This window comes from Sinomonas sp. G460-2, assembly GCF_047759905.1.
Classification (GTDB): domain Bacteria; phylum Actinomycetota; class Actinomycetes; order Actinomycetales; family Micrococcaceae; genus Sinomonas.
Window position 1 is genome coordinate 1 of the sequence record NZ_JBKZWT010000040.1, and the last position, 20925, is coordinate 20925.

Sequence of the window (20925 nt, forward strand, 5' to 3'; positions counted from 1 at the left end):
CACGGCGTAGCCCCGCCCACCCGTCACCACGAGCCCGTCGCCTCCCGAGCTCATCGCGCCTGCGATCATCGGCACACCTCATCGGCCCGAGGCGGTGCCGAACTGGCGGGAGAAGGCAGGGGAAGCAACGGGCTCCTCGTCTCCTGGGGGATGAGCGGGCCCCGCGGCGCGTACGGAAGCAGCGGGCCGCGGGCCTGTGTGATGGGGAGCCTCGTTGCCGGCACGGTGGTCGCGGCGTCCGAGGCCGAGCTTGCCGCGACGGCCTGCACGGCCACGCACTCCTGCGTCTCGCGCTCGAGAGATGCCGCCAGAACCCCGAGCCCCACGATCCCTGCTGTCACGGCCGCAAGTTCGGCGACGACGAACGCCACCCGCGCCCGGTACGAGTCGCCCGCGCTGCCCGACCACTCCGCGTGGCCTCCCCTCTCACTCAGACGCTCTCCCCGGCGGGCCTCCTCCTCGGCCCGTCGGAGATGCTCTCCCGCAGACCTCAGCACCGCCTCATCGTGCTTGCACGCCCGGTCCGACCCCACGCCCGAACGCCCACCCAACCTTCGATCCACCGCTCCCCCTCCGCGCTCGCCCAGCAACTTCAGGGATCCCCGCCCCCTTCGGGCGCGTCCCCCGCGCTTTCCGCCGACGCTACGCGGGCCGACGGCGCAACGGCGCCTCGTCGTCGTCGTATGTGGACGGCGCGCCAAAGTTCGAAACTGTGGAGGTCAATCGCCCGGTCGCGGGCCCATCGACGCCCTGCCTCAGATGCGGAACGCAACCTCCCATCTGGAAGAATGGAGGCCATGGCTGACTCCCCCGCACGCACGCCCTCCGGAAGGCTGTCCCTCGCGACCTCTGACGAGCCGATCGCCCTCGGCCCGCTCGACGGCCGCTACCGCCCCGCGGTGGCCCCGCTCGTGGACTACCTCTCCGAGGCCGCGCTGAACCGGGACCGCGTCGCGGTCGAGGTCGAATGGTTCATCCACCTCGCCAGAAACTCCGTCCTCCCGGGCACGCACCCGCTCACGGCGGAGCAGGAGGAGGGCCTGCGCCGGATCGTCACGGAGTTCGACGCGGTCTCCGTCCGCGAGCTCGCCGAGATCGAGGCCGTCACCGTTCACGACGTCAAGGCCGTCGAATACTTCATCGGGCGCCGCCTCGAAAACCTCGAGCTCGGTGAGTTCACCGCGCTCGTGCACTTCGGCTGCACGTCGGAGGACATCAACAACCTCTCCTACGCACTCGGTGTCAAGGGCGCCGTCGAGCACGTCTGGCTGCCGGCTGCCCGCGCTCTCGTCGAGCAGATCGCCCAGATGGCCCGCGAGAACCGAGACGTCCCCATGCTCTCGCGCACCCACGGCCAGCCGGCCACGCCGACCTCGCTCGGCAAGGAGCTCGCCGTCATGGCGCACCGCCTCGGTCGCCAGCTCGACCGCATCGGGCGGACCGAGTTCCTGGGCAAGATCAACGGCGCCACGGGCGATTTCGCCGCTCACGTCGCATCGGTCCCCAGCGCGGACTGGCAGCACGTCTCCAAGTCGTTCGTCGAGGGCCTCGGGCTCACGTGGAATCCGCTCACCACGCAGATTGAGAGCCACGACTGGCAGGCCGAGCTGTACGCGGACATCGCGCGCTTCAACCGGATCCTGCACAACGTCTGCACCGACGTGTGGAGCTACATCTCGATCGGCTACTTCGCGCAGATCCCCGTGGCCGGCGCGACCGGCTCGTCGACCATGCCGCACAAGGTCAACCCGATCCGCTTCGAGAACGCCGAGGCCAACCTAGAGATCTCCTCGGCCCTCCTCGACGCGCTCGGCGCGACGCTCGTGACGAGCCGCTGGCAGCGCGACCTCACCGACTCGTCGAGCCAGCGCAACATCGGCGTCGCGTTCGGCCACTCGATCCTCGCCATCAGCAACGTTGCGAGGGGGCTCGCGGGCCTCGACGTCGCGGAGGGCACCCTGGCCGCCGATCTGGACCAGAACTGGGAGGTCCTCGCCGAGGCCATCCAGATGGTCATGCGGGCCGAGGCGATCGCGGGCGTTCCAGGCATGGACAACCCGTACGAGCGCCTCAAGGAGCTCACGCGCGGCCATCGCGTCGACGCCGCGCGCATGAAGGAGTTCGTCTCGGAACTCGGCCTCTCCGCCGAAGCGGAGGCCCGGCTCCTCGCGCTCACGCCCGCTACGTACAACGGCATCGCGGGCCGGCTCGTCGATCACCTCGGCTGAGGCGACGCCCTTCGAGACTGCGCACGACGGCGGGCCCGGGTCTGGTGCCCCGGCCCGCCGTCGGCGTCGCAGCACCTTGATACGGGCCGCGGGCGTCGATGCGAGTCGCCAACGAGGCCCGTTCGACGCCCGATTCGCGTTGAGCACCCGGAGCGAGTAAAGTAGATCAAGCGCCGCGGGGTGGAGCAGTTCGGTAGCTCGCTGGGCTCATAACCCAGAGGTCGCAGGTTCAAATCCTGTCCCCGCAACCACGTGAGGCCCCGGATCGAAGAGATCCGGGGCCTTTCTCATGCCCTCCTACGCGGAGGCGGCGGCAGCCCGACCGGCGATGCGCCCCGAGAACAGGCACCCGCCCAGGAACGTGCCCTCGAGGGCGTTGTAGCCCATGAGCCCGCCGCCACCGAAACCCGCGGCCTCCCCTGCGGCGAACAGCCCCGGGATCGGCTCGCCGATCCCGGAAAGGCCCGGCGTGGAGAGGCAGCGCCCCGACAGATCCGTCTCGAGCCCGCCGAGGGTCTTGCGCGTGAGGACGTTGAGCCGGACCGCGATGAGCGGGCCGTTCGCGGGGTCGAGGATGCGGTGGGGCGCGGCGACCCGGATAAGCCGGTCTCCGCGGTACTTTCGGTGCCCGCGCAGGAACGTCACTTGCGCATCCTTGCCGAACGGGTTGTCGATCTCCCGATCCCGGGCCTCGAGCACCGTCCGCAGGCCGGCCTCCGAGATGAGCCCCGGCTCCCCGACCCGGTTCATCCCCGCCACGAGCTCGGCCAGCGTCGGCGCGACCACGAAGTCCGCGCCGTGCCGCATGAACGCGTCGACCGGCCCGGGCGCCCCGCCGCGGACGCGCGCGAGCATGAGGCGCACGTCCTTGCCCGTCAGGTCGGGATTCTGCTCCGACCCAGACAGCGCGAACTCCTTCTCGATGATCTTCTGCGTGAGCACGAACCACGAATAGTCGTAGCCCGTGCCGCGCAGGTGTCGGAGGGTCCCGAGCGTGTCGAAGCCGGGGAAGTAGGGCGGCGGTAGCCTCCGGCCCGAGGCGTCGAGCCATACCGAGGAGGGTCCCGGCAGGATCCGTATCCCGTGGTTCTCCCACACGGGGTCCCAATTCCGCAGGCCCTCGACGTAGTGCCACATGCGATCGCCGTTGATCACGCGGGCCCCCGCGTCCGAGGCGATGCCGAGCATGCGCCCGTCCACGTGCGCTGGCACCCCGGCGACCATGGTCGACGGCGGCTCCCCGAGCCGTGCGGGCCACATGGACCGCACGAGGTCGTGATTTCCGCCGATCCCGCCCGACGCGACGACGACCGCGGAAGCCCGCAGCTCGACGTCGTCCGTCGCCACGCGCGAGCTGGCCGTTCCGCGCGGCGCGTCGGACGCCTCAAGGACCGCGCACCGCACACCGACCACGGCGCCGCCCTCGACGAGCAGCTCGTCCACGCGGTGCCGGAACAGCAGGCGCACCCGGCCGGCGTCGGCGTGGTCGAGCACGCGGCGAACGAACGGCTCGAGCACGCCAGGCCCCGTGCCCCACGTGAGGTGGAAACGGGGCACGGAGTTGCCGTGGCCATCGGCCCGCCCGTCGCCGCGCTCGGCCCAGCCGACCACGGGGAAGAAGCGCACGCCCATCCCGTGCAGCCACGACCGCTTCTCCCCCGCCGCGAAATCGAGGTAGGCCTCGGCCCAGCGGCGCGGCCAGTGGTCCTCGGGCCGGTCGAACTGCGCGCTTCCGGCCCAGTCCTGGCCCGCAAGCTCGCGCGAGTCCCGCACGCCCATGCGCCGCTGCTCGGGTGAGTCGACGAGGAACAGCCCGCCAAGCGACCAGAACGCCTGCCCGCCGAGCGACTGCTCCGGTTCCTGGTCCACCACCGTCACGTGCCTCCCGGCGTCGGCGGCCTCCGCGGCGGCCACGAGCCCCGCGAGCCCAGCCCCGACCACGATGACATCGGCATCCATGGGGGTTCCTTCCGTCGGCGTCACGTTCAGCCTTCCGGTCCGCGACACGCGAGTCAACGCGTCGCATACTCGTGGCATGGACTCCTGCTGCGGCGGCCCCACCAATCCTGGACCTGGCGACCACGGACCCGGCGATCACAGCCCCGACCATCACGGCTACGACGCCATCTTCGACTCACGATTCTCCCGCTCGATCGCCAAGCGCTACGGCCGCAAGGGGCTGAGGCCGGCCGAGCGCCAAATCGTCGACTTCCTCTCGGGCTCGGGAATCGAGGGTGCCACGGTGCTCGAGGTCGGCGGCGGGGTGGGCGAGATCCAGCTCGAGCTGCTCAAGCGGGGCGCGGCGAGGACCCTTAATCTCGAGCTCTCGGGGGCCTACGAGGAGGATGCGCTGCGGCTCATCGAGCAGGAGGGCTTCGGGGGGCGCGTCGAGCGACGGCTGGGGGTGGATGTGGCCAAGGAGGGCGACGGCGTCGAGCCGGCAGACATCGTCGTCCTCCATCGCGTGGTGTGCTGCTATCCGGACTATGCCCGGCTCCTCGGCGCCGCCGCGGAGCACGCCCGGCGCGCGCTCGTGTTCAGCTACCCCACGGCCAACCCCGCCTCCCGGACGTTCATCCGGCTCATGAACGGACTGCTCGGCGCCACGGGCAACTCGTTCCGCGGCTTCGTCCATTCCCCCTCGGCCATGGCCAACGTGGTCCGCAGCCAGGGGCTTGAACCGACCTTCCACTGGAACAGCCCGGTCTGGCATGTCCTGGGGGCGGTACGCCCCGCCGCCTGACGCGCTGGACGCACGACTGCCGACGGCGGCACCCGGGTGAGTGCCGTCGTCGGCCGTTGTTCAGGGCCAGCGCCCGCGAGCGCTCGTCACACGCGCGCGGCGAGGATCTCCTCGGCCGCCCGCCGCCCCATGCGGAGGGCGCCGTCGACGTGCTGGTAGCCCTCGCCGGCGATGTCGGAACACGCGAAGTGGATCGGGCCTACGGGCGTGCGCTGGTCGGCGCCATAGCGGGAGAGGCCGCCGAGGTCGAAGCTCGCGGCGTAGGCGCCGCGCGTCCACTCCTCGGAGCCCCAGTCGGATTCGTAGTAGACCACGGCGTCGAGGGCCTCGGGGCCGAGATAGTGCGCGATCGAGCCGAGGATCCGGGCCTTGCGCTCCTCGGGGCTCAGCGCGAACACCGCGTCGGCATACTCGTCGGAGACGAAGCCCACGAGCGTGCCGCGCTCGTCGCCGTAGTTCGTGTTGTCGTAGACCTCCTGGACCAGCTGCCCCACGCCGAAACAGGTCCCCGAGAGCCCGGCCTCGCGCCAGAACGGGCGGTCATAGACCGCGTGGACCTTGATGACGAGGCCCATCGAGAGGTGCTGGTGCAGCTGGTGCTGGCGGCGCGGGAGCGGGGGCTCGTACGAAATGCGGCTGTAGAGCGTCGGCGGGACGGCGAGGATCGCGCGGCGGGCGGTGACGGTCACGCCGTCGGCCTCGGCGCGGACGCCGTCCTCGCCCCACGCGAGGGTGCGCACCGGGGCGCGGAGGACGATCGCGTCCCCCAGCTCCGCGGACATGGCCTGGCTCACGGACTGCATGCCGCCCACCACGCGGCGGTCGAGGATGAAGTCCTCGTCGAGGAGGTTGCTGAACGAGCCGGCGGACGCGGCCATCAGCACGGCCTGGAGAGCGGAGAACGCGTGGGCCGGCTTCGTCAGCATCGCGCCGGCGATGAACATGCCGATGAGCTCGCATGCTCCCTCGTCGGCGGACTGGGCGCGGAGCCAGTGGTGGAACGAGATCGTGTCGAGCTCGCGCGCCTTCGGGTGGGTCCACGGCTCCTCGGGGCCCAGCTGCGCCGCGAGCCCGTCGAGCAGACCGGCGAGGCGCTCGATCTCGGCGAGCGTTCCGGGCGAGACGGGGAAGTCGGCGCCGTCGTAGACGGTCCGCTCGCCGTCCGCGGCGACGTAGACGCTCTGGCCCTCGCGGTAGCGCTGGTAGGTCTCCTTGCCGAGCTCGGCGACGAGGGCCAGGAGCTCGGTCTGGTCCGGGCTGATCCACTGGCCGCCGATCTCGAGCCACGCGCCGTCCACCGTGTCGCTCCACGTGCGGCCGCCCACACGGTCGCGCGCCTCGAGCACGACGACCTTCTCGCCGCCCTTTGCGAGCGTGCGGGCGGCCATGAGCCCCGCGGGTCCCGCCCCGACGACGACGACGTCAGCTCGGAGCTCTCGCTTCTCGCCTGCCATGGTTGTCTCCTTTCCTGAAGGGGCGTCGACGCCCCCTGTGGTGTAAATCTCTAAATGAATATAGTTCATTTATGCGGGAGTGCAACCCTCGAGGCGTTGCGGGGCCCCTGGCAGAGGGTTGCCGGGTCTCGTCGCCTAGACTCCGAGACATGGAGTCCGCCGCGCCCGACGCACCCGAGGCAACGGGCACGCCCGTGCCGCGCCGCCGCGGGCGCCCCACCCGCCCCGTTCTCTCCCGCGCCAAAATTACGACGGCGGCGCTCGCCATCATCGGCAAGGCCGGCTACGACGGGCTCACCATGGCGGCCCTCGCCCGCGAACTCAAGACGGCGCCGTCGGCCCTCTACAACCATGTGGCCTCGAAGGACGAGGTCCTCAACTGGGTCCAGGACGACGTCAACGACACCATCGACACCTCCGGCTTCGGACGCGAGCCGTGGGACGTGGCGCTGACGCGGTGGGCCTACTCGTATCGCGAGGCCTTCGCGAGGCACTCGCCGCTCATCCCCGTCATCGCGGTGCTGCCGATCACGGGCGCCCCGCACTCCCTCGCGATGTACGAGCGCGTGGCCGAGGGGCTGCGGGCCGGTGGGTGGCCGGAGGACATGGTGGTGGACGCGATCGTGGCGATGGAGTCGTTCATTCTCGGCTCGGCGATGGACGTCTCCGCGCCGGAGTGGATCTTCGACGTCGGCGATCGGCGCGACCTCGCCCCGACATTCGCCGACGCCGTCGCAACCCGCCGCGGCCGCGGTCGCGCGGCCGCCGACGACGCCTTCGCACTCGGCCTCAACGCACTCATCGCGGGGCTCCGCGGCACGCTCGCCGCGACGCTCGCGACCCGCGACTGAGACCCCGCAACCCGACGGACGGGACCCCGCAACCCGACGGACGAGACCCCGCAACAGCGTGAGGGGTCTCACTTCACACTCTTGACCGTGGGCTGCGTCACTGCTCTAATAAACGAACGTCATTCATTTATTGACGCCCTGACCTTTCACACTTCCCCCGAAGGACCCCCATGCAAGAGATCCTTGCCCTGCAGCCCCCGGTGTCGTGGGCTCGCACGAGCGATGCGGCCGAAGGCCGTAGCCAACACAGAGTTCCTCCGCGCGCCCCACTGCGCGTCGCCCTCGTCCAGCACCGCTGGCACGAGGACCCCGCCGACACCGAGAGCGAGCTCGCCGAGGGCATCGGCCGCGCGGCGGCCCACGGCGCGAAGGTCGTCTTCCTCCCCGAGCTCACGCTCTCGCGCTACCCGGCCGACACCCTCCCCGACTACCTCCCGAGCAGCATCGCCGAAGACCTCGAGAACGGCCCGACTCTCGCGTTCGCCCGCCGCGCGGCCCGCGAACACGGCGTCTGCGTCCACGCGAGCCTCTACCGCAAGGGCGCCTCGGGCGACGATCTCGGCTACAACACCGCGATCCTCGTCGGCCCCGACGGCTCCCTGCTCGCCGCGACGGACAAGCTCCACATCCCCGTCACCGAGGGCTACTACGAGGACAAGTTCTTCCGCCCTGGCCCCGAGCCCGAGGCCCCGCAGGCGGCCAAGAACGGCTACCCGATCCACGCCCCGGCTGAGCTCGACGGCGCCCGCCTCGGCCTCCCCACGTGCTGGGACGAGTGGTTCCCAGAACTCGCCCGCGTGTACTCGCTCGGCGGCGCGGAGCTCCTCGCCTACCCGACCGCGATCGGCTCCGAGCCCGGCCACCCCGAGTTCGACACGGAGCCGCTCTGGCGTCAGGTCATCGTGGGCAACGGGATCGCGAACGGCCTGTTCATGGTCGTCCCGAACCGCTGGGGCAGCGAGGGCCTCGTGACGTTCTACGGCTCATCGTTCATCTCCGACCCCTACGGCCGTATCCTGGCCCGCGCACCCCGCGAGGGCTCAGCGGTCATCGTCGCGGACCTCGACCTCGACCAGCGCCGCGACTGGCTCGCCCTCTTCCCGTTCCTCACGACGCGCCGCCCCGAGACGTACGCGGCGCTTACCGCGCCGGTCGACCCGACCGCCCCGTTCGGCGCAGCACACGACGACGGGCACGGCGCAAGCGGAACGCTCGCGCCGTCGTCGTTCGCGGCCCCCGCGCTGGAAGGCGCGCCGGCATGACGTGGCGCATGCCCGCGGAGACCGATCCGCATGAACGGCTCTGGATGGCGTGGCCGTCCGGCGGGTACACGCTCGGCGACACGGATCAGGACGCGCAAGAGGCCCGCAGCGCCTGGGCGGCCGTCGCACATGCGGCGCTCCGCTACGAGCCGGTCACCATGGTGGTCCGGCCCGAGGACCGCGGGATCGCGAAGGCGTACCTCGACGGTCGGGTCGGCATCGTCGAGGCGCAGCTCGACGACGCGTGGATGCGAGACATCGGCCCGAGCTTCGTGACGGACGACGACGGCCGGCTGGGGGCGGTCTGCTGGGTCTTCAACGGCTGGGGGCAGCAGAGCTGGGCCTCGTGGGGGCACGATGCGCGGATCGGCCGCGCCGTCTCCGACGCCGCCGGCGCGCGGCGCGTGCCGAGCCGACTCGTGAACGAGGGCGGGGGCTTCCAGACCGACGGCCTCGGCACGGTGCTCCTGACCGAGACCGTCCAGCTCGACCCGGGCCGCAACCCGGGCGCGAGCAAGGCCGACGTCGAGGCCGAGCTCGAGCGCACCATCGGCGCCCGGCACGCCGTGTGGCTGCCGCGAGGCCTCACGCGGGACACGAAGGAGTTCGGCACGCGAGGCCACGTGGACCTCGTCGCGGCGATCCCCTCTGCGGACACCCTACTCGTCCACGTCCAGTACAACCCCGAGCACCCCGACTTCGAGGTGAGCGGCGAGCTGCTCGAGGTGCTCAGGGCGTCGCGCACCGCGGCCGGGAAGCCGTGGACCATCATCGAGGTCCCGGCACCCCAGCAGCTGCACGACGGCGAGGACTGGGTGGACTGGAGCTACATCAACCACGTGGCGCTCAACGGCGGGCTCGTGGCCTGCTCGTTCAACGACGCACACGACGAAAAGGCGCTCCGCATCCTCGCCGACGCCTATCGGGGGCGGCACGTCGTCGCCGTCGACGCTCGCACATTGTTTGCCCGCGGGGGCGGGATCCACTGCATCACCCAACAGCAGCCGCGCAGCGGCTCGGGACCCCTCGGAAGGAACTGACATGACGACTCATACTGCAGAGGTGAACATCGGCACGTCCGGGAGTCGCTCGGCAACGACGCTCAAGCGCTCCCTCGGGCTGTGGGCCATCGTGGGCCTCGGCCTCGGCTACATGACGCCGACCACCGTCTTCGACACTTTCGGCATCGTCTCGAACGAGACGAACGGCGCCGTGCCGCTCGCGTACCTCGTGGCGCTCGTCGCGATGGTCTTCACCGCCGTGAGCTACGGCCGCATGACCCGCGTCTTCCCCTCGGCCGGCTCGGCCTACACGTACACCTCGGAGACGATCCACCCCAATCTCGGCTTCCTTGTGGGCTGGGCGTCGCTCCTCGACTACCTCCTCCTCCCGCTCGTCAACGCGCTCCTCATCCGGATCTACATGCAGTCTTTCTTCCCGGACGTTCCGGCGTGGATCTGGGTCGTGGGGTACGTCATCGTCATCACGTTCCTGAACCTGTGGAGCATGAAGTCGACGTCGAAGGTCAACGGGTTCCTCGTGGTCTTCGAGGTCGTGCTCATCGGCGTGTTCCTCGTGCTCGCGTGGAACGCCCTCTCGCACGGCGACGGCAACGGCTCGCTCTTCACCACGACCCCGCTCTTCCACGACGGCGTGGACGCCTCCGCGATCATGAGCGGGGCGACCGTGGTGTGCTTCTCCTTCATCGGCTTCGACGCGATCACGATGTACACGGAGGAGGCCAAGGACACGAAGACCGTTCCGAAGGCGATCGTCCTGGCGCTCCTCATCGGCGGCGCGATCTTCTTCGTCGCGGCCTGGTTCGGCCAGTCGGTGTTCCCCACGCTCGACGGGTTCCAGAACACGGACGACACTCTCCCCGAGATGGCCCTCAAGGTGGGCGGCGAGTTCTTCAAGATCCTGTTCACGTCTGCCGCGTTCGCCGCAACCGTCGCGTCGAGCCTGTCCTCGCACGCCTCGGTGTCCCGCATGATCTTCGTCATGGGTCGCAACGGCCGCGGCCCCGTGTCGAGGCTGTTCTCGTTCGTCCACCCGCGGTTCCAGACGCCCTCGTTCGCCGTGATCTTCGTGGGTGCCGTCTCGATGCTCGCGATCCCGTTCACGCTCGAGTTCGTCTCCTCGATGATCAACTTCGGCGCGCTCATCGCGTTCACGTTCGTGAACCTGACCGTCGTGGTCTACTTCGTGTTCCGGAAGAAGGAGTACCGGACGCCGCGGGAGGTTCTCACGAACGTCGTGCTCCCCGTGATCGGCATGGTCCTGACGGGCGTGCTGTGGGCGAACCTCAACCTCGACGCGCTCACCTACGGGGCCATCTGGTTCGGGATCGGCGTCCTGTGTTTGCTCGTCATCACGAAGGGCTTCCGCTCGAAGCTCAGCGTGAGCATGCGCGAGGAGGACGCGGTCGAGCTCGGCGGCTGAGCCCCGCCTTGGGGTGACGCACGACGGCGGTGGGCCGGCGGATCTGCCGGCCCACCGCCGTCGTTCTCCTGTGAGCCCGAAGCTACGGTTCGGACAGCAGCGCCTGGCGCAGCGACTCGTTGACCCGCTCGAGCTCCGCTTCGAGTTCGGCGAGCTGGTCGGGCGCCGGGGCGCTGCCCTGCCGCCCAAGTTCCTCCAGCTCTTCGCAGAGCTCAGCGGCTCGCACCGCGCCGATGTTTCCCACCGAGCCCTTGAGCTTGTGCGCGGCCTTGTGAAGATCGTCGCTTCCCGTGGCGCTGGCCCGCCGAAGCCTCTCCAAACCGGCGTCAGCCTCTCTCTGGAAGGCCTCCACCGTGGCCGCCAGGACGCCGGAACCCAGCGAACGCAGCAGGTCCAGCCGCTCCCCGTCGACGGCAGCATTCGTTGCGAGCGCTGGCTGCGACGTGGCCGCAGATCGCCCGCTGTCCGACTCGAGACTTGTCCAATGGTCCAGGACTGCCTCGAGCCGTTCCAAATCCACCGGCTTGGCCAGATAGTCGTCCATCCCGGCGGCGAGGCAGCGTTCCCTGTCCTCGTCCGACGCGCCGGCGGTCATGGCGATGATTGGCAGAGAGGCGCCCTGACCGCCCCTCGCCCGAATTTCCCGGGTGGAGTCGAATCCGTCCATGACGGGCATATGGCAGTCCATGAGCACCGCCGCGTACTCGGCCCGTTCTGTTGCCCGGACGGCCTGGGCACCGTCGCTGACCAGATCGACGGCGTAGCCGAGCCTCTCGGCCATGCCCTTGGCCACGAGCTGATTGACCTCGTTGTCCTCCACCACCAGGATCCTGCCACGGGCCTGACCACGGGGTGCGAGCACCTGCGGGGCGAGATGGCTACTGGCCGTTGCTGACTCGAGGAGACGGCACACACGGTCATAGAGCTCCGAGCTGCGGACGGGCTTGCTGAGCCACTCGCGAACGCCCGCGCGCTCGAACTGAGCCCTGTCAGGCTGGCCGCCGGACGTCAGGATGATGACCGGGATTGAAGCGAGGCCGGCATCGTCACGGATGGCCGTCGCGAGGTCGAGCCCGTTTGTCCCAGGCATGCAGAGGTCAAGAATCGCAAGCTCGAACGGAAGGCCTTCGAGCGCGGCCGCGCACAGCCGTTCGAGGGCGGTATCGGCATCTCCGACCGCTTCCGGCTCCACGCCCCATGCCGCGAGCTGGCGGACAAGGACGAGCCGGTTCGTCGCGTTGTCGTCGACAACTAGGACGCGTACGTCTGAGCCGAGCTGCGCTGGCGCTGGTTCAGGTGCCGAACCCTCCTCCAGGGCAAGTGAGACGGGGACCGCGACCCAGAACACCGACCCTGCGCCAGGCTGGCTCGTCAGACCCATCTCGCCACCCAATGCCTCGGTGAGGCGCCGACTGATTGCGAGGCCCAAGCCCGTTCCCCCGTAGCGGCGCGTGGTCGAGGCATCCGCCTGAGCGAAGGCGTCGAAGATGAGCCCCTGCTGCTCGGGAGCGATGCCGATGCCCGTGTCGCGCACCTCGAAACGCAGCACGGCGCTCTCACCGATCAGGTCCTGAATCTTTGCGAGCACGGAAACTTCCCCGTGGCTCGTGAACTTCACGGCGTTGGAAACGAGATTCAGGAGGATCTGGCGAAGCGCTCTCGAGTCGCCCAGCATGAGGGTCGGAACGTTCGGCCGGCAGTGGGCAATCAGTTCGAGTCCCTTGCCCAGCGCCTGTTCCGCGAAGAGCCCCGCTACCTCCTCAAGCAGGGCGTGGGGGTTGAACGGCGTGGGGTCAAGCTCAACCTTTCCCGCCTCGAGCTTCGAGAAGTCGAGAATGTCGTCAATCAGGGCGAGCAGGGCCTCGCCGGCTGTCTTGACGCCCTCGGCGTACTGCCGCTGGACCTCGTCGAGCCGCGTCTGGAGCAAGAGGCTTGTCAGCCCGATCACGCCGTTCATCGGAGTGCGGATCTCATGGCTCATCGTGGCCATGAATTCCGATTTCAGACGGCTGGATTCCAGGGCCGCCTCCTGCGCCGCCAGCAGTTCGGCCTCCGTGCGGCGCCACTCCGTGATGTCCTGGGCGATCGTGGCGATTCCGTGGATCCCGTGGTCTCCCCGCACGGGGAACGCTGTAATCGCCACAGGGACCAGAGTCCCGTCCCGGCGTCGGCGCTCCGTTTCGTAGCTCCGCGTCGCGCCTCCTGCGCGAATGGCTTCGAAGTTCTCGGCCTCGATGGCCCGCCGATGCTCCGGGATGAGGAACGAATGGTCTCGGCCGAGGGCTTCCGCCGCGAGATAGCCGTACACGTGCTCGGCACCGCGATTCCAGCTCGTGACCACGCCTTCGGTCGTCTTGCCGACGATTGCATCCGACGACGAGTTCACGATCGCGGCCAGACCCTCGAGCTCGGCGGTTCGCTGCGCGACCTTGGCCTCGAGCCCCCGCGTGAGCGTCACGTTCTCGAAGACGATGAGCACCTGACGGGCCACGACAAGGGCAAGCAGCACGAGTCCCGTGCCGAGGAGGAAGGTCTCACCGCCTCCAGCAAGGCTCGAGGACGCGAGGACGATCGCGCCCAGAACCGGGGCGTAGGGCAAGAGCTCGAGGGCTAGGGCGTAGACCGCGCGGTCCTTGCTGGGCCCGGACCGCCGCGGAACCGCCGCGGCCAGGGCCATGAGGAGGAACGCCGCCATCCATCCGACCGCCATGAGCGTGCCCGTGGTTCCCGTGGCACCGTCGAATGTCAGCCGCACGTACGTGCTGTCGGTGACCGTCAAGATGATGAGCCCCGCGGCCAGGCACAGCCACGGGAGCCGACGCCCCGGCGTCTGGCGCATGGTCAGCACAAGCACGAACGACGCGACCGTGACGTCGACCACGGGATAGGCCAAGCCGGTGATCCGGGTCAGCAGGTCGTGGCTCCCGGCGCCGACGAGGGGGCCCAAGACGATGGACCAGCTGACGAAGAGCACCGCCGCGGCGATGACGGCGGTATCAAGGAGCGTCCTGGCGAGCCCGACCCGCGAGGCCCGCGTACGGGGAAAGAACAGCAGCCCGACGATGGCCGGAACCGAATAGCCGACGAATCCGGCATCTGCGAGGGATGGGAACGGGTAGTCGTGGTCGGTGGCGAGCCCGTAGCCGGTCCAGATGCCCTGTCCCGTGGACCAGATCAGGGCCGCCAGGCCGATCCAGAGCCAGGCCCGCGTCTCGGGGCCGCGTCTCGCGGCGGCACGAGCGCAACTCGCGGTGGCCGCGAGCGACGCGGCGAGGATCCCGAAGTCGCCGACCGTCTGGCTCACGCCTGAGCCTGGATCCGAGACCACGGTCACCGCGACGACCGCGAGCGCCAAGGCGCCTGCGATGATTCCCCACCGCAGGCCGCCTGGTGCGCCCTGCGAATGCTGCTCTGCGCCGATCATGGTGCCCCTCCCTCTGATCCCGATTGCAGCCAGCGAACTCGGCTCCGACCCTCGAGCCTCACGCACATCGGCTGAAGACGACCGCGGTCACGTCGTCCTCTGCAGCGTGCGCAAGGTCGAGCAGGCGATCCACCGCGTCCTGCGCGCCGTCCGCGCCCTCCACGACCGACGCGACGGCGCCGAGTGCCTCGTCGAGTCCGCCGAACGAGTCCAGCACCCCGTCGCTCATCATCACGACGGTGCTTCCCGGCTCCATGCTCAGAGTCCCGCCGCTCCACGTCGCGTGCGGCACAAGGCCAAGCGGAGGTCCCCCCGAGACGAGCCGCTCCCAGCTGCCGCCGGGATGGACCAGCATACCGAGGCCGTGCCCCGCATCGACGTAGTTCACGGACCCAGTGGTGCCATCCAGCTGGAGGTACAAGAGGGTGATGAAGGAGGAGATCCGCTCGAGATCGGGTTCCAGCGCGGCGGCCGCGTGCCCGACGAGGTCCTCGGGAGATTCGCCGAGGCCGGCCCGGAGGACGGCCCGGGCTGTTGCCGCGATGAGCGCCGCCCCCATGCCCTTGCCCATGGCATCGGCCAGCGTCACGTCCATGGTGTGGCCGTCGGACCGCCAATCGAAGAAGTCTCCGCCCACGGAGCGGCTCGGGCGGCACGCCCCAGCCACGTCGTAGCCCTGCATGTCGGGGCCCCGCTGCGGGAGGAGGCCACGCTGCACGCGCGCGGCAGTCTCAAGCTCGGTTGCCGGAAGAGGTTCGGCCCGCGGGCGCCGCAGCATGGCCTCGGCCCGTGCTTTCAGCTCGCGGGGATTGACCGGTTTGCCGAGAAAGCCGTCCGCGCCGGCCTCGAGGCTCGCGAGGCGCGTCGCCTCGTCAGCACTCCCGGAGATCACGAGGATGTACGCGTTCGTGAAGAGCCTCAGCGCCCGGCAGACCTCGAGGCCATCGATGTCGGGGAGGCCTAGATCGAGCGTGATGAGGTCTGGCTGAAGCAGCCGCGCAGCTTCGAGGGCCCGGTGCCCAGTCGCCGCGCTTTCGGTGGCGAAACCCTCTCGAGACAGGACGGCGTTCAGCAGAACGGCCACGTCGGCACTGTCCTCAACGATCAGCGCGCGACGCGCCGCCTGCCCCAGCATGAGCACATTAAAGCCGAGCGCGGAACCCAAACGTAGTCATGACGCGGAGCTCTCTGTGAGAGACCGCGGCGACCCGGCCGACGCACACGTCACCACTCTGTAATCCCTGAACCTTGATGCTCATCCGGGCTCCGGATGAAATGTCAAGAGCCCGCGAATCACGCGCGGCAGAAAGGGAGGGAAGCCGTGACAGCGTCTCCTTCGCCCGCGGCAGCGGCACTGCCTGCGGATCGCGTAACGCGCGCCGCGCTCGCGATCGCGCGAGTGCTCGCCGGGCTCCTGTGGATTCAGAACCTCTCGTGGAAATCACCCACGGGACCGAATTTCGGCGGGCTGCACGAGTGGACGGAAAACGCCGTCGATCACCCGGTTTTCGCCCCGTGGGCCTGGACGGTCGAGCACATCGTCCTTCCCAACTTCGCCGCCTTCGCGTGGATGACCCTCATCGTCGAGACGTGTCTCGGCGCGTTCCTGCTCGTGGGCCTGGCGACCCGGTTCTGGGCGGTCGTGGGGCTCGCCCAGACCGCTGCGATCACCCTGTCCGCCGTGAATACGCCCGGCGAATGGTTCTGGTCGTACGCGCTGATGTTCGCCCTCCACCTGGCCATCCTGGGTGCCGCGGCGGGCCGTACCTTCGGGCTCGATGGTGTGCTGCGCCCCACATGGCGCTCCCAGCACGGGCCGGTCGCCAAGCTGCTCCTGGTGGTGTCCTGATATGAGACGGGCAACGATCGCCCTCGGAATCGGCGCGGCCGCCTCGACCCTGACTGCACTGCCCCTCGGGAAGCTGCAGATGGAAAGCCTGTCCGGGGCGGGCTTCCTCGCGGTGCTGATCCTGGCCGTGGCCGCAGTGCTCGCGGGAATCCTGCGCCTCAGGCCTCTGGCCGTCGCGTCCGGACTCGGATTCCTCGGCGTGGCGCTCTTCGAGCTCGTTCAGCTTGCGGCAACCGATGCCAACGCGCTGGGCGGGTCCCTTTCGACGGTTTCGATGCAGTTCGCCTTCGGGCTGGGCGTGATCGCCGTCGCGGCCTCAACACGAAAGACAGGTGGCGCGCGCTCGTGAACGAGATGACAGCAGGCATTGAGCCTCAGGACTTCGGCCAGCTCGACGAGGAGCTCACCGCGGACGCGGCACGTCGCCGGCGGCGCAGGGTGCTCGTGGGAACGCTCGTCACGGCAGGTGTGGCCATCGCTGCGATCGCTTGGGCCAAGTGGTACCCCTACGCCCTCAAGCTCCCGGTCGTGGCCGGCAGCCACTCGCTGGGGAATTCCATCCTTTCCGGCAAGGCCAGCGCGCCGCCGTCGCCCTCGTGGAACGCGGCGGTCGACTACACGCTCGGCTACCTCGCGTCGATCTGGCAGGCGCTCGTGGCCGGCCTGCTCGTGGCCGCGGCGGTCGAAGCCTTTCTCCCGGCCCGCCGCCTGCTCGCGCTGTTCCAGGCGAAGCGCGGCACGGCGGCGAGCACCGTCTGCGGCGGCCTCCTGTCGATGTCCTCCATGATGTGCACGTGCTGCGCGGCCCCGGTCGCGTTGAGCATCCGCCGCAGAGGGGTCCCGGTCAGCTCCGCGCTCGCGTATTGGCTCGGCAACCCCGTGCTCAACCCGGCGGCCTTGGCCTTCATGGCCTTCGTGCTCCCGTGGCAGTTCCTCGCCGTCCGGGTCGGAACCGGCGTGGTCCTCGTCTTCGGGGTCACGCTGCTCGTGGGCCGACTCGCGAAGGGCAAGACCGCGGAGAGCCCGGCCGACGAGCCCGTCGAGGCCGCCACCGCGGCCAGCGCGGCACTCCGGTTCGTCAAGGCGCTCGGCCGGTTGGCGGTGCGCCTCCTGCCTGAGTACGCCGTCGTCGTCCTGCTCCTGGGCGGCTTCCGCGGCTGGCTGTTTCCCGCGGGCGGAACGCTCGCGTCGTGGGGCCTGCTCGCGGCCGTGCTGCTCGCCGTCGTCGGGACCCTCTTCGTGATCCCCACGGCCGCGGAGATCCCCATCATCGGTGGCCTCATGGCCGCCGGGATCGGCATGGGCCCGCTGGGCGCCTTGGTGCTCACCCTGCCGGCCCTGAGCCTGCCCTCGATGCTCATGGTCCGGCGGGCCTTCCCGAGCCGCGTCATCGTAGCCACAGGGCTCGCGGTCATGGCCCTCGGGCTCGTGGGCGCGGTCGCGATGGAGGTGCTGGTGTGAGGGGCGCGGGCGTGAGGGTTTCTGGCGTGAGGGTTTCTGGCGTGAGGGGCGCGCGCGTGAAGAGCGCTGGCGTGAACATCCAACCCGCCGCGGTGTGCGACGGCGGCCCGCTGGACTGCGGTGGCGGACTCCTCATCGCCATCCGCAGAGCGCTTGGCCAGCTTGCCCCCGGGGAGATCCTCGAGATCCGCAGCGAGGCGGCGTCCGTCGCCGTCGATCTCCCGGCGTGGTGCGAGATCGCGGGCCACATCCTCGAAGACAGAGCGAACCACGGCATCAGCACGAGCTACTTCGTCCGGAAGGCGGGTTGACCATGACGGTGATTGAGGCGGATGCCGTGCTCGACGCGCACGGCACGGACTTCGGCAGCGGCCTCCTGCTCAGGCTCCACGAGACGCTGGGCGCGCTACCCGACGAGGCGGTCTTGGAGGTCCGCGACGCGGCTCCCTCGGTGCGGGAGGACCTCGCGGCGTGGTGCGTGCTGACCGGCAATACCCTCGTGGGCCCGCTCCTGGTGCGCAAGGGCGCGGTGGAGGCGGAGCCGGACGCGCCGCCGCTCGGCAGCCGCCTGTGGCTGTACAGCAACTTCGACTGCAACCTCGCCTGCACCTACTGCTGCGCCGAATCGTCACCGCATGCGTTGTCGCGGCGCCTTTCGGTCGACGTCGTCCGCGCGGCGGTGCGCGAATTCGCCGCCGAGGGCGGCTCGGAAGTCTTCGTCACGGGCGGCGAGCCGTTCATGCACCCGGACCTCGGCGAGATCGCCGAGGCGGTGGCCGAACACCTGCCGCTCACGATCCTCACGAACGGCATGATCTATCACCGTGGTGCTCGCCGGGCCACGCTCGAGGGGCTCGACAGGGAGCGGGTCACGCTGCAGATTTCGCTCGACTCGGCGAGCCCGGCCCTCCACGACCGCTCCCGCGGGGCCGGATCCTTCGCGCGCGCCCTCGCGGGCATCGAACTCGCGAGATCGCTCGGCTTCCGCGTGCGCGTCGCGGCGACGGTCGATCCCGCGGACGCCGACGACGTCGGGGGCCTGCGTGAGCTGCTGACGGGCGAGGGAATCCGCGACGGCGACCTCGTGGTCCGGCGCGTCGCGAGGAAGGGCTTTTCCACGGGCGGCGTCGTGCTCACACGCGATGACCTCGCACCGGAGCCGACCGTGGCGGCCGACGGCGTCTGGTGGCATCCCGTGGGCATCACCGATCCGACGTTCAAGGTCCGCGATTCCCCGCTCCCGATCCGGGCCGCGCTCGACGAGATCGCGCGAATCCTCGGCGAAGCGGAGACTGAACGTGAGCACATCAGGCATGCGTTCCGCTGTGCCTGAAGCTACTGGCAGCCCGAGAGCTCGGAGGCAACCATGAAAACCGATCGACCCGCGAGCCCCGCCGAACGCGCCGCGCACTGGAACCTCGTGTACGACACAAAGGGCGAGGACGGGGTCAGCTGGTACCAGTCCGTCCCGACCAAGACTCTTGAGCTCTTCGACGCCCTCGCCGTGGGCCGCGATGCCGCGGTCATCGACGTCGGCGGCGGCGCCTCGGTCGTCGTCGACCATCTGCTCGCCCGCGGGTTCAGCGACGTTTCGGTCCTCGACCTCTCCAAGGTCGCGATCGAGCGGGCCCGCGAGCGCCTCGGCGCGGACGCCGAGCGCGTCCACTGGCTGCACCGGGATCTTCTCGGGTGGACGCCTGAGCGGCGCTTCGACGTGTGGCACGATCGCGCGGTCTTCCATTTCCTCGTCGACGACGAGGAGCGCCGCGCCTACGTGGGGACACTGCGGGCCGGGCTCGCCCCGGGCGCGCACGTCATCCTGGCCACGTTCGACGCCGACGGCCCCACCCACTGCTCGGGGCTGCCGGTGGTCCGCTACAGCCCCACCGACCTCGCCGCGCAGTTCGCGCCGGACTTCGAGCTCGTCGCGTCGCGCCGCGAGGAGCACGTCACGCCGGCCGGGCTCGTCCAGCCGTTCACGTGGGCCGTGCTGAGCGAGCGCGCCTGAGTCCCACCGCGAGTACCACGAGGGCCGCCACGGCCATCGAGACCTTCGCGACGGGCGCACCAGCGTCGGTCCCGACGGTCGCGGTCACGGCCTCGAGCGCGAGCGGCACCACGAGGAGCTCGGGCCGGCGCCCGAGCACAGCAAGCGGAACGAGCATGAGCGCGTACCACGAGTAGCTCGGGCACACGATGAGGAGCGTCCAGCCGACGGCGAGCGCCTGGGCCGTCATCGGCTCGAGGACCCGACGCCTGGCCCACACCCAGGCCCACACCGCGAGGACGGCGGCGAGCCCGACCACAAGCGCCGCGAACGGCGGGAGCAGGATGCCGGGCAGGGCGAAGCGGGACTTGTCGCCAGAGGCATAGCCCTCCTCGGAAAGGTAGCCGGGCAGGTAACCGATCACGGCCGGCCCGGAGGCGATCACGTACGGAACGTAAGCGGCGACAAACGCGGCAAGCGCCGCGAGGCCGAAGCGCCACGGCCTGTTCCGGAGCATTCCGGGGAGGGCGACGGCGGGGATGAGCTTCGTCGCGACGGCGAGCCCGAACAGAACGCCCGACGACGCCGCCCTCCTCCCCACGGACAGCCCGGCCCCGAGGAGGCCCGCCGCGAAGAGGCTCCCGCCCAGCAGGAGCGCGGCCGAGAGGACGTCGACGTGCGCGTTATTCACGGCCTCGAACACCACGAGCGGGTTCCACGCCCACGCCGCGGCCCAGGACTGCGGCCGCCCGCCGCGCCGCAGCGACCGCATGAGGACGAGCGCGACGGCGAGCGCGAGGCCGAGCCCCACGAGCTGGAAGGCGAGCCAGCCGACGCCCGGCGGCAGCGGGAGCCGGACCAGGGCGAAATACGCCTCGGCGACAGGCGGATAGGCCGTCGGCACGTGCGGCCGGTTGATGGCCGTGCACAGGGGCGTCCCGCTCGGCACGGACGTGGTCGGAACACCGCCAGCGGGGAACGCGCCGGCGCACGCGTCCGCCGATACTGCGGTCGGGCCCGTCGCGAAGAGCCAGTCGGGGCGCAGGCCCGCGAGCGCATCCGCGGCGGGCACGTCGCGGTACGGCGAGATCCCGGCCTTCTGGACGATCCCGTCCCACGCGTAGCGGGCCGAGTCGTTGCTCGTGAGCGGCGGAGCGGCCAGCGCGGCGGCACCCGCACCCAGCAAACCGAGGACGACGGCGGCGATCACCCAGCGCTCCGAGG

The 20925-nt window shown here is 70.2% G+C and carries 18 protein-coding genes and 1 tRNA gene; 13 read left to right on the top strand and 6 right to left on the bottom strand.

Annotation, left to right across the window (positions count from 1 at the left end; genetic code table 11):
* Nucleotides 1–65: 65 nt before the first annotated feature.
* Nucleotides 66–497: a hypothetical protein gene (locus tag ACLN58_RS06415; RefSeq protein ID WP_415854437.1), complete on the bottom strand. Its 432-nt coding sequence runs from the start codon at nucleotides 495–497 to the stop codon at nucleotides 66–68.
* Between the two features lie 300 nt (nucleotides 498–797).
* On the opposite strand from ACLN58_RS06415, the gene purB reads away from it, so the two are divergent.
* Together purB and ACLN58_RS06425 are read left to right on the top strand one after the other, a co-directional pair.
* Nucleotides 798–2228 carry an adenylosuccinate lyase gene (gene purB, locus ACLN58_RS06420; protein WP_415854438.1) on the top strand — a complete coding sequence of 477 codons (1431 nt, stop codon included), beginning with the start codon at nucleotides 798–800 and terminating at the stop codon, nucleotides 2226–2228.
* A 174-nt stretch (nucleotides 2229–2402) separates the two neighbouring features.
* Nucleotides 2403–2479, top strand: a tRNA-Met gene (locus ACLN58_RS06425).
* Between the two features lie 46 nt (nucleotides 2480–2525).
* On the opposite strand, the gene ACLN58_RS06430 is transcribed toward ACLN58_RS06425, so the two are convergent.
* Nucleotides 2526–4187: an FAD-binding dehydrogenase gene (locus tag ACLN58_RS06430; protein WP_415854439.1), complete on the bottom strand. Its 1662-nt coding sequence runs from the start codon at nucleotides 4185–4187 to the stop codon at nucleotides 2526–2528.
* Between ACLN58_RS06430 and ACLN58_RS06435 the strand changes: the two genes are divergently transcribed.
* Nucleotides 4186–4971 (top strand): methyltransferase domain-containing protein, encoded by a 786-nt coding sequence (locus tag ACLN58_RS06435; RefSeq protein WP_415854440.1) that lies wholly within the window; start codon nucleotides 4186–4188, stop codon nucleotides 4969–4971. The genes ACLN58_RS06430 and ACLN58_RS06435 overlap by 2 nt on opposite strands.
* Before the next feature lie 86 nt (nucleotides 4972–5057).
* On the opposite strand, the gene ACLN58_RS06440 is transcribed toward ACLN58_RS06435, so the two are convergent.
* Nucleotides 5058–6425, bottom strand: coding sequence for a flavin monoamine oxidase family protein (locus tag ACLN58_RS06440; RefSeq protein ID WP_415854441.1), 1368 nt, complete (start codon nucleotides 6423–6425; stop codon nucleotides 5058–5060).
* A 149-nt stretch (nucleotides 6426–6574) separates the two neighbouring features.
* Between ACLN58_RS06440 and ACLN58_RS06445 the strand changes: the two genes are divergently transcribed.
* The 4 genes from ACLN58_RS06445 to ACLN58_RS06460 all read left to right on the top strand — a co-directional run bounded on the left by ACLN58_RS06445 (nucleotide 6575) and on the right by ACLN58_RS06460 (nucleotide 10980).
* Nucleotides 6575–7276, top strand: a complete 702-nt coding sequence (locus tag ACLN58_RS06445; protein WP_415854442.1) for a TetR/AcrR family transcriptional regulator — start codon at nucleotides 6575–6577, stop codon at nucleotides 7274–7276.
* A 170-nt stretch (nucleotides 7277–7446) separates the two neighbouring features.
* The gene (locus tag ACLN58_RS06450) at nucleotides 7447–8538 is read left to right on the top strand and encodes a nitrilase-related carbon-nitrogen hydrolase (RefSeq protein WP_415854443.1); all 1092 of its coding nucleotides are present in this window, start codon (nucleotides 7447–7449) and stop codon (nucleotides 8536–8538) included.
* Entirely contained in the window at nucleotides 8535–9578 is a 1044-nt protein-coding gene (locus ACLN58_RS06455) for an agmatine deiminase family protein (protein WP_415854444.1), read from the top strand. The genes ACLN58_RS06450 and ACLN58_RS06455 overlap by 4 nt, the downstream gene beginning before the upstream one ends.
* Before the next feature lies 1 nt (nucleotide 9579).
* Nucleotides 9580–10980 (top strand): APC family permease, encoded by a 1401-nt coding sequence (locus tag ACLN58_RS06460; protein WP_415854445.1) that lies wholly within the window; start codon nucleotides 9580–9582, stop codon nucleotides 10978–10980.
* Between the two features lie 82 nt (nucleotides 10981–11062).
* Here ACLN58_RS06460 and ACLN58_RS06465 read toward each other — a convergent pair whose 3' ends face one another.
* Both ACLN58_RS06465 and ACLN58_RS06470 read right to left on the bottom strand, forming a co-directional pair.
* Nucleotides 11063–14404: a response regulator gene (locus ACLN58_RS06465; protein ID WP_415854446.1), complete on the bottom strand. Its 3342-nt coding sequence runs from the start codon at nucleotides 14402–14404 to the stop codon at nucleotides 11063–11065.
* A 58-nt stretch (nucleotides 14405–14462) separates the two neighbouring features.
* Entirely contained in the window at nucleotides 14463–15539 is a 1077-nt protein-coding gene (locus ACLN58_RS06470; protein ID WP_415854447.1) for a PP2C family protein-serine/threonine phosphatase, read from the bottom strand.
* Between the two features lie 186 nt (nucleotides 15540–15725).
* On the opposite strand from ACLN58_RS06470, the gene ACLN58_RS06475 reads away from it, so the two are divergent.
* The 6 genes from ACLN58_RS06475 to ACLN58_RS06500 all read left to right on the top strand — a co-directional run bounded on the left by ACLN58_RS06475 (nucleotide 15726) and on the right by ACLN58_RS06500 (nucleotide 19722).
* The gene (locus ACLN58_RS06475) at nucleotides 15726–16253 is read left to right on the top strand and encodes a DoxX family protein (RefSeq protein WP_415854448.1); all 528 of its coding nucleotides are present in this window, start codon (nucleotides 15726–15728) and stop codon (nucleotides 16251–16253) included.
* 1 nt (nucleotide 16254) lies between these two features.
* On the top strand, nucleotides 16255–16602 hold the full coding sequence (locus ACLN58_RS06480; protein ID WP_415854449.1) for a hypothetical protein: 348 nt from the start codon (nucleotides 16255–16257) through the stop codon (nucleotides 16600–16602).
* Nucleotides 16603–16607: 5 nt separating this feature from the next.
* A complete protein-coding gene (locus ACLN58_RS06485; RefSeq protein WP_415854454.1) occupies nucleotides 16608–17714 on the top strand; it encodes a permease in 1107 nt (368 codons plus the stop codon).
* Between the two features lie 71 nt (nucleotides 17715–17785).
* The gene (locus tag ACLN58_RS06490) at nucleotides 17786–18025 is read left to right on the top strand and encodes a sulfurtransferase TusA family protein (RefSeq protein WP_415854450.1); all 240 of its coding nucleotides are present in this window, start codon (nucleotides 17786–17788) and stop codon (nucleotides 18023–18025) included.
* 2 nt (nucleotides 18026–18027) lie between these two features.
* The gene (locus tag ACLN58_RS06495; protein ID WP_415854451.1) at nucleotides 18028–19047 is read left to right on the top strand and encodes a radical SAM protein; all 1020 of its coding nucleotides are present in this window, start codon (nucleotides 18028–18030) and stop codon (nucleotides 19045–19047) included.
* A gap of 33 nt (nucleotides 19048–19080) precedes the next feature.
* Nucleotides 19081–19722 carry a class I SAM-dependent methyltransferase gene (locus ACLN58_RS06500; RefSeq protein ID WP_415854452.1) on the top strand — a complete coding sequence of 214 codons (642 nt, stop codon included), beginning with the start codon at nucleotides 19081–19083 and terminating at the stop codon, nucleotides 19720–19722.
* On the opposite strand, the gene ACLN58_RS06505 is transcribed toward ACLN58_RS06500, so the two are convergent.
* A partial coding sequence (locus tag ACLN58_RS06505; RefSeq protein WP_415854453.1) for a glycosyltransferase family 87 protein occupies nucleotides 19691–20925 on the bottom strand: 1235 nt, incomplete at its 5' end. The two genes, ACLN58_RS06500 and ACLN58_RS06505, sit on opposite strands and share 32 nt — an antisense overlap.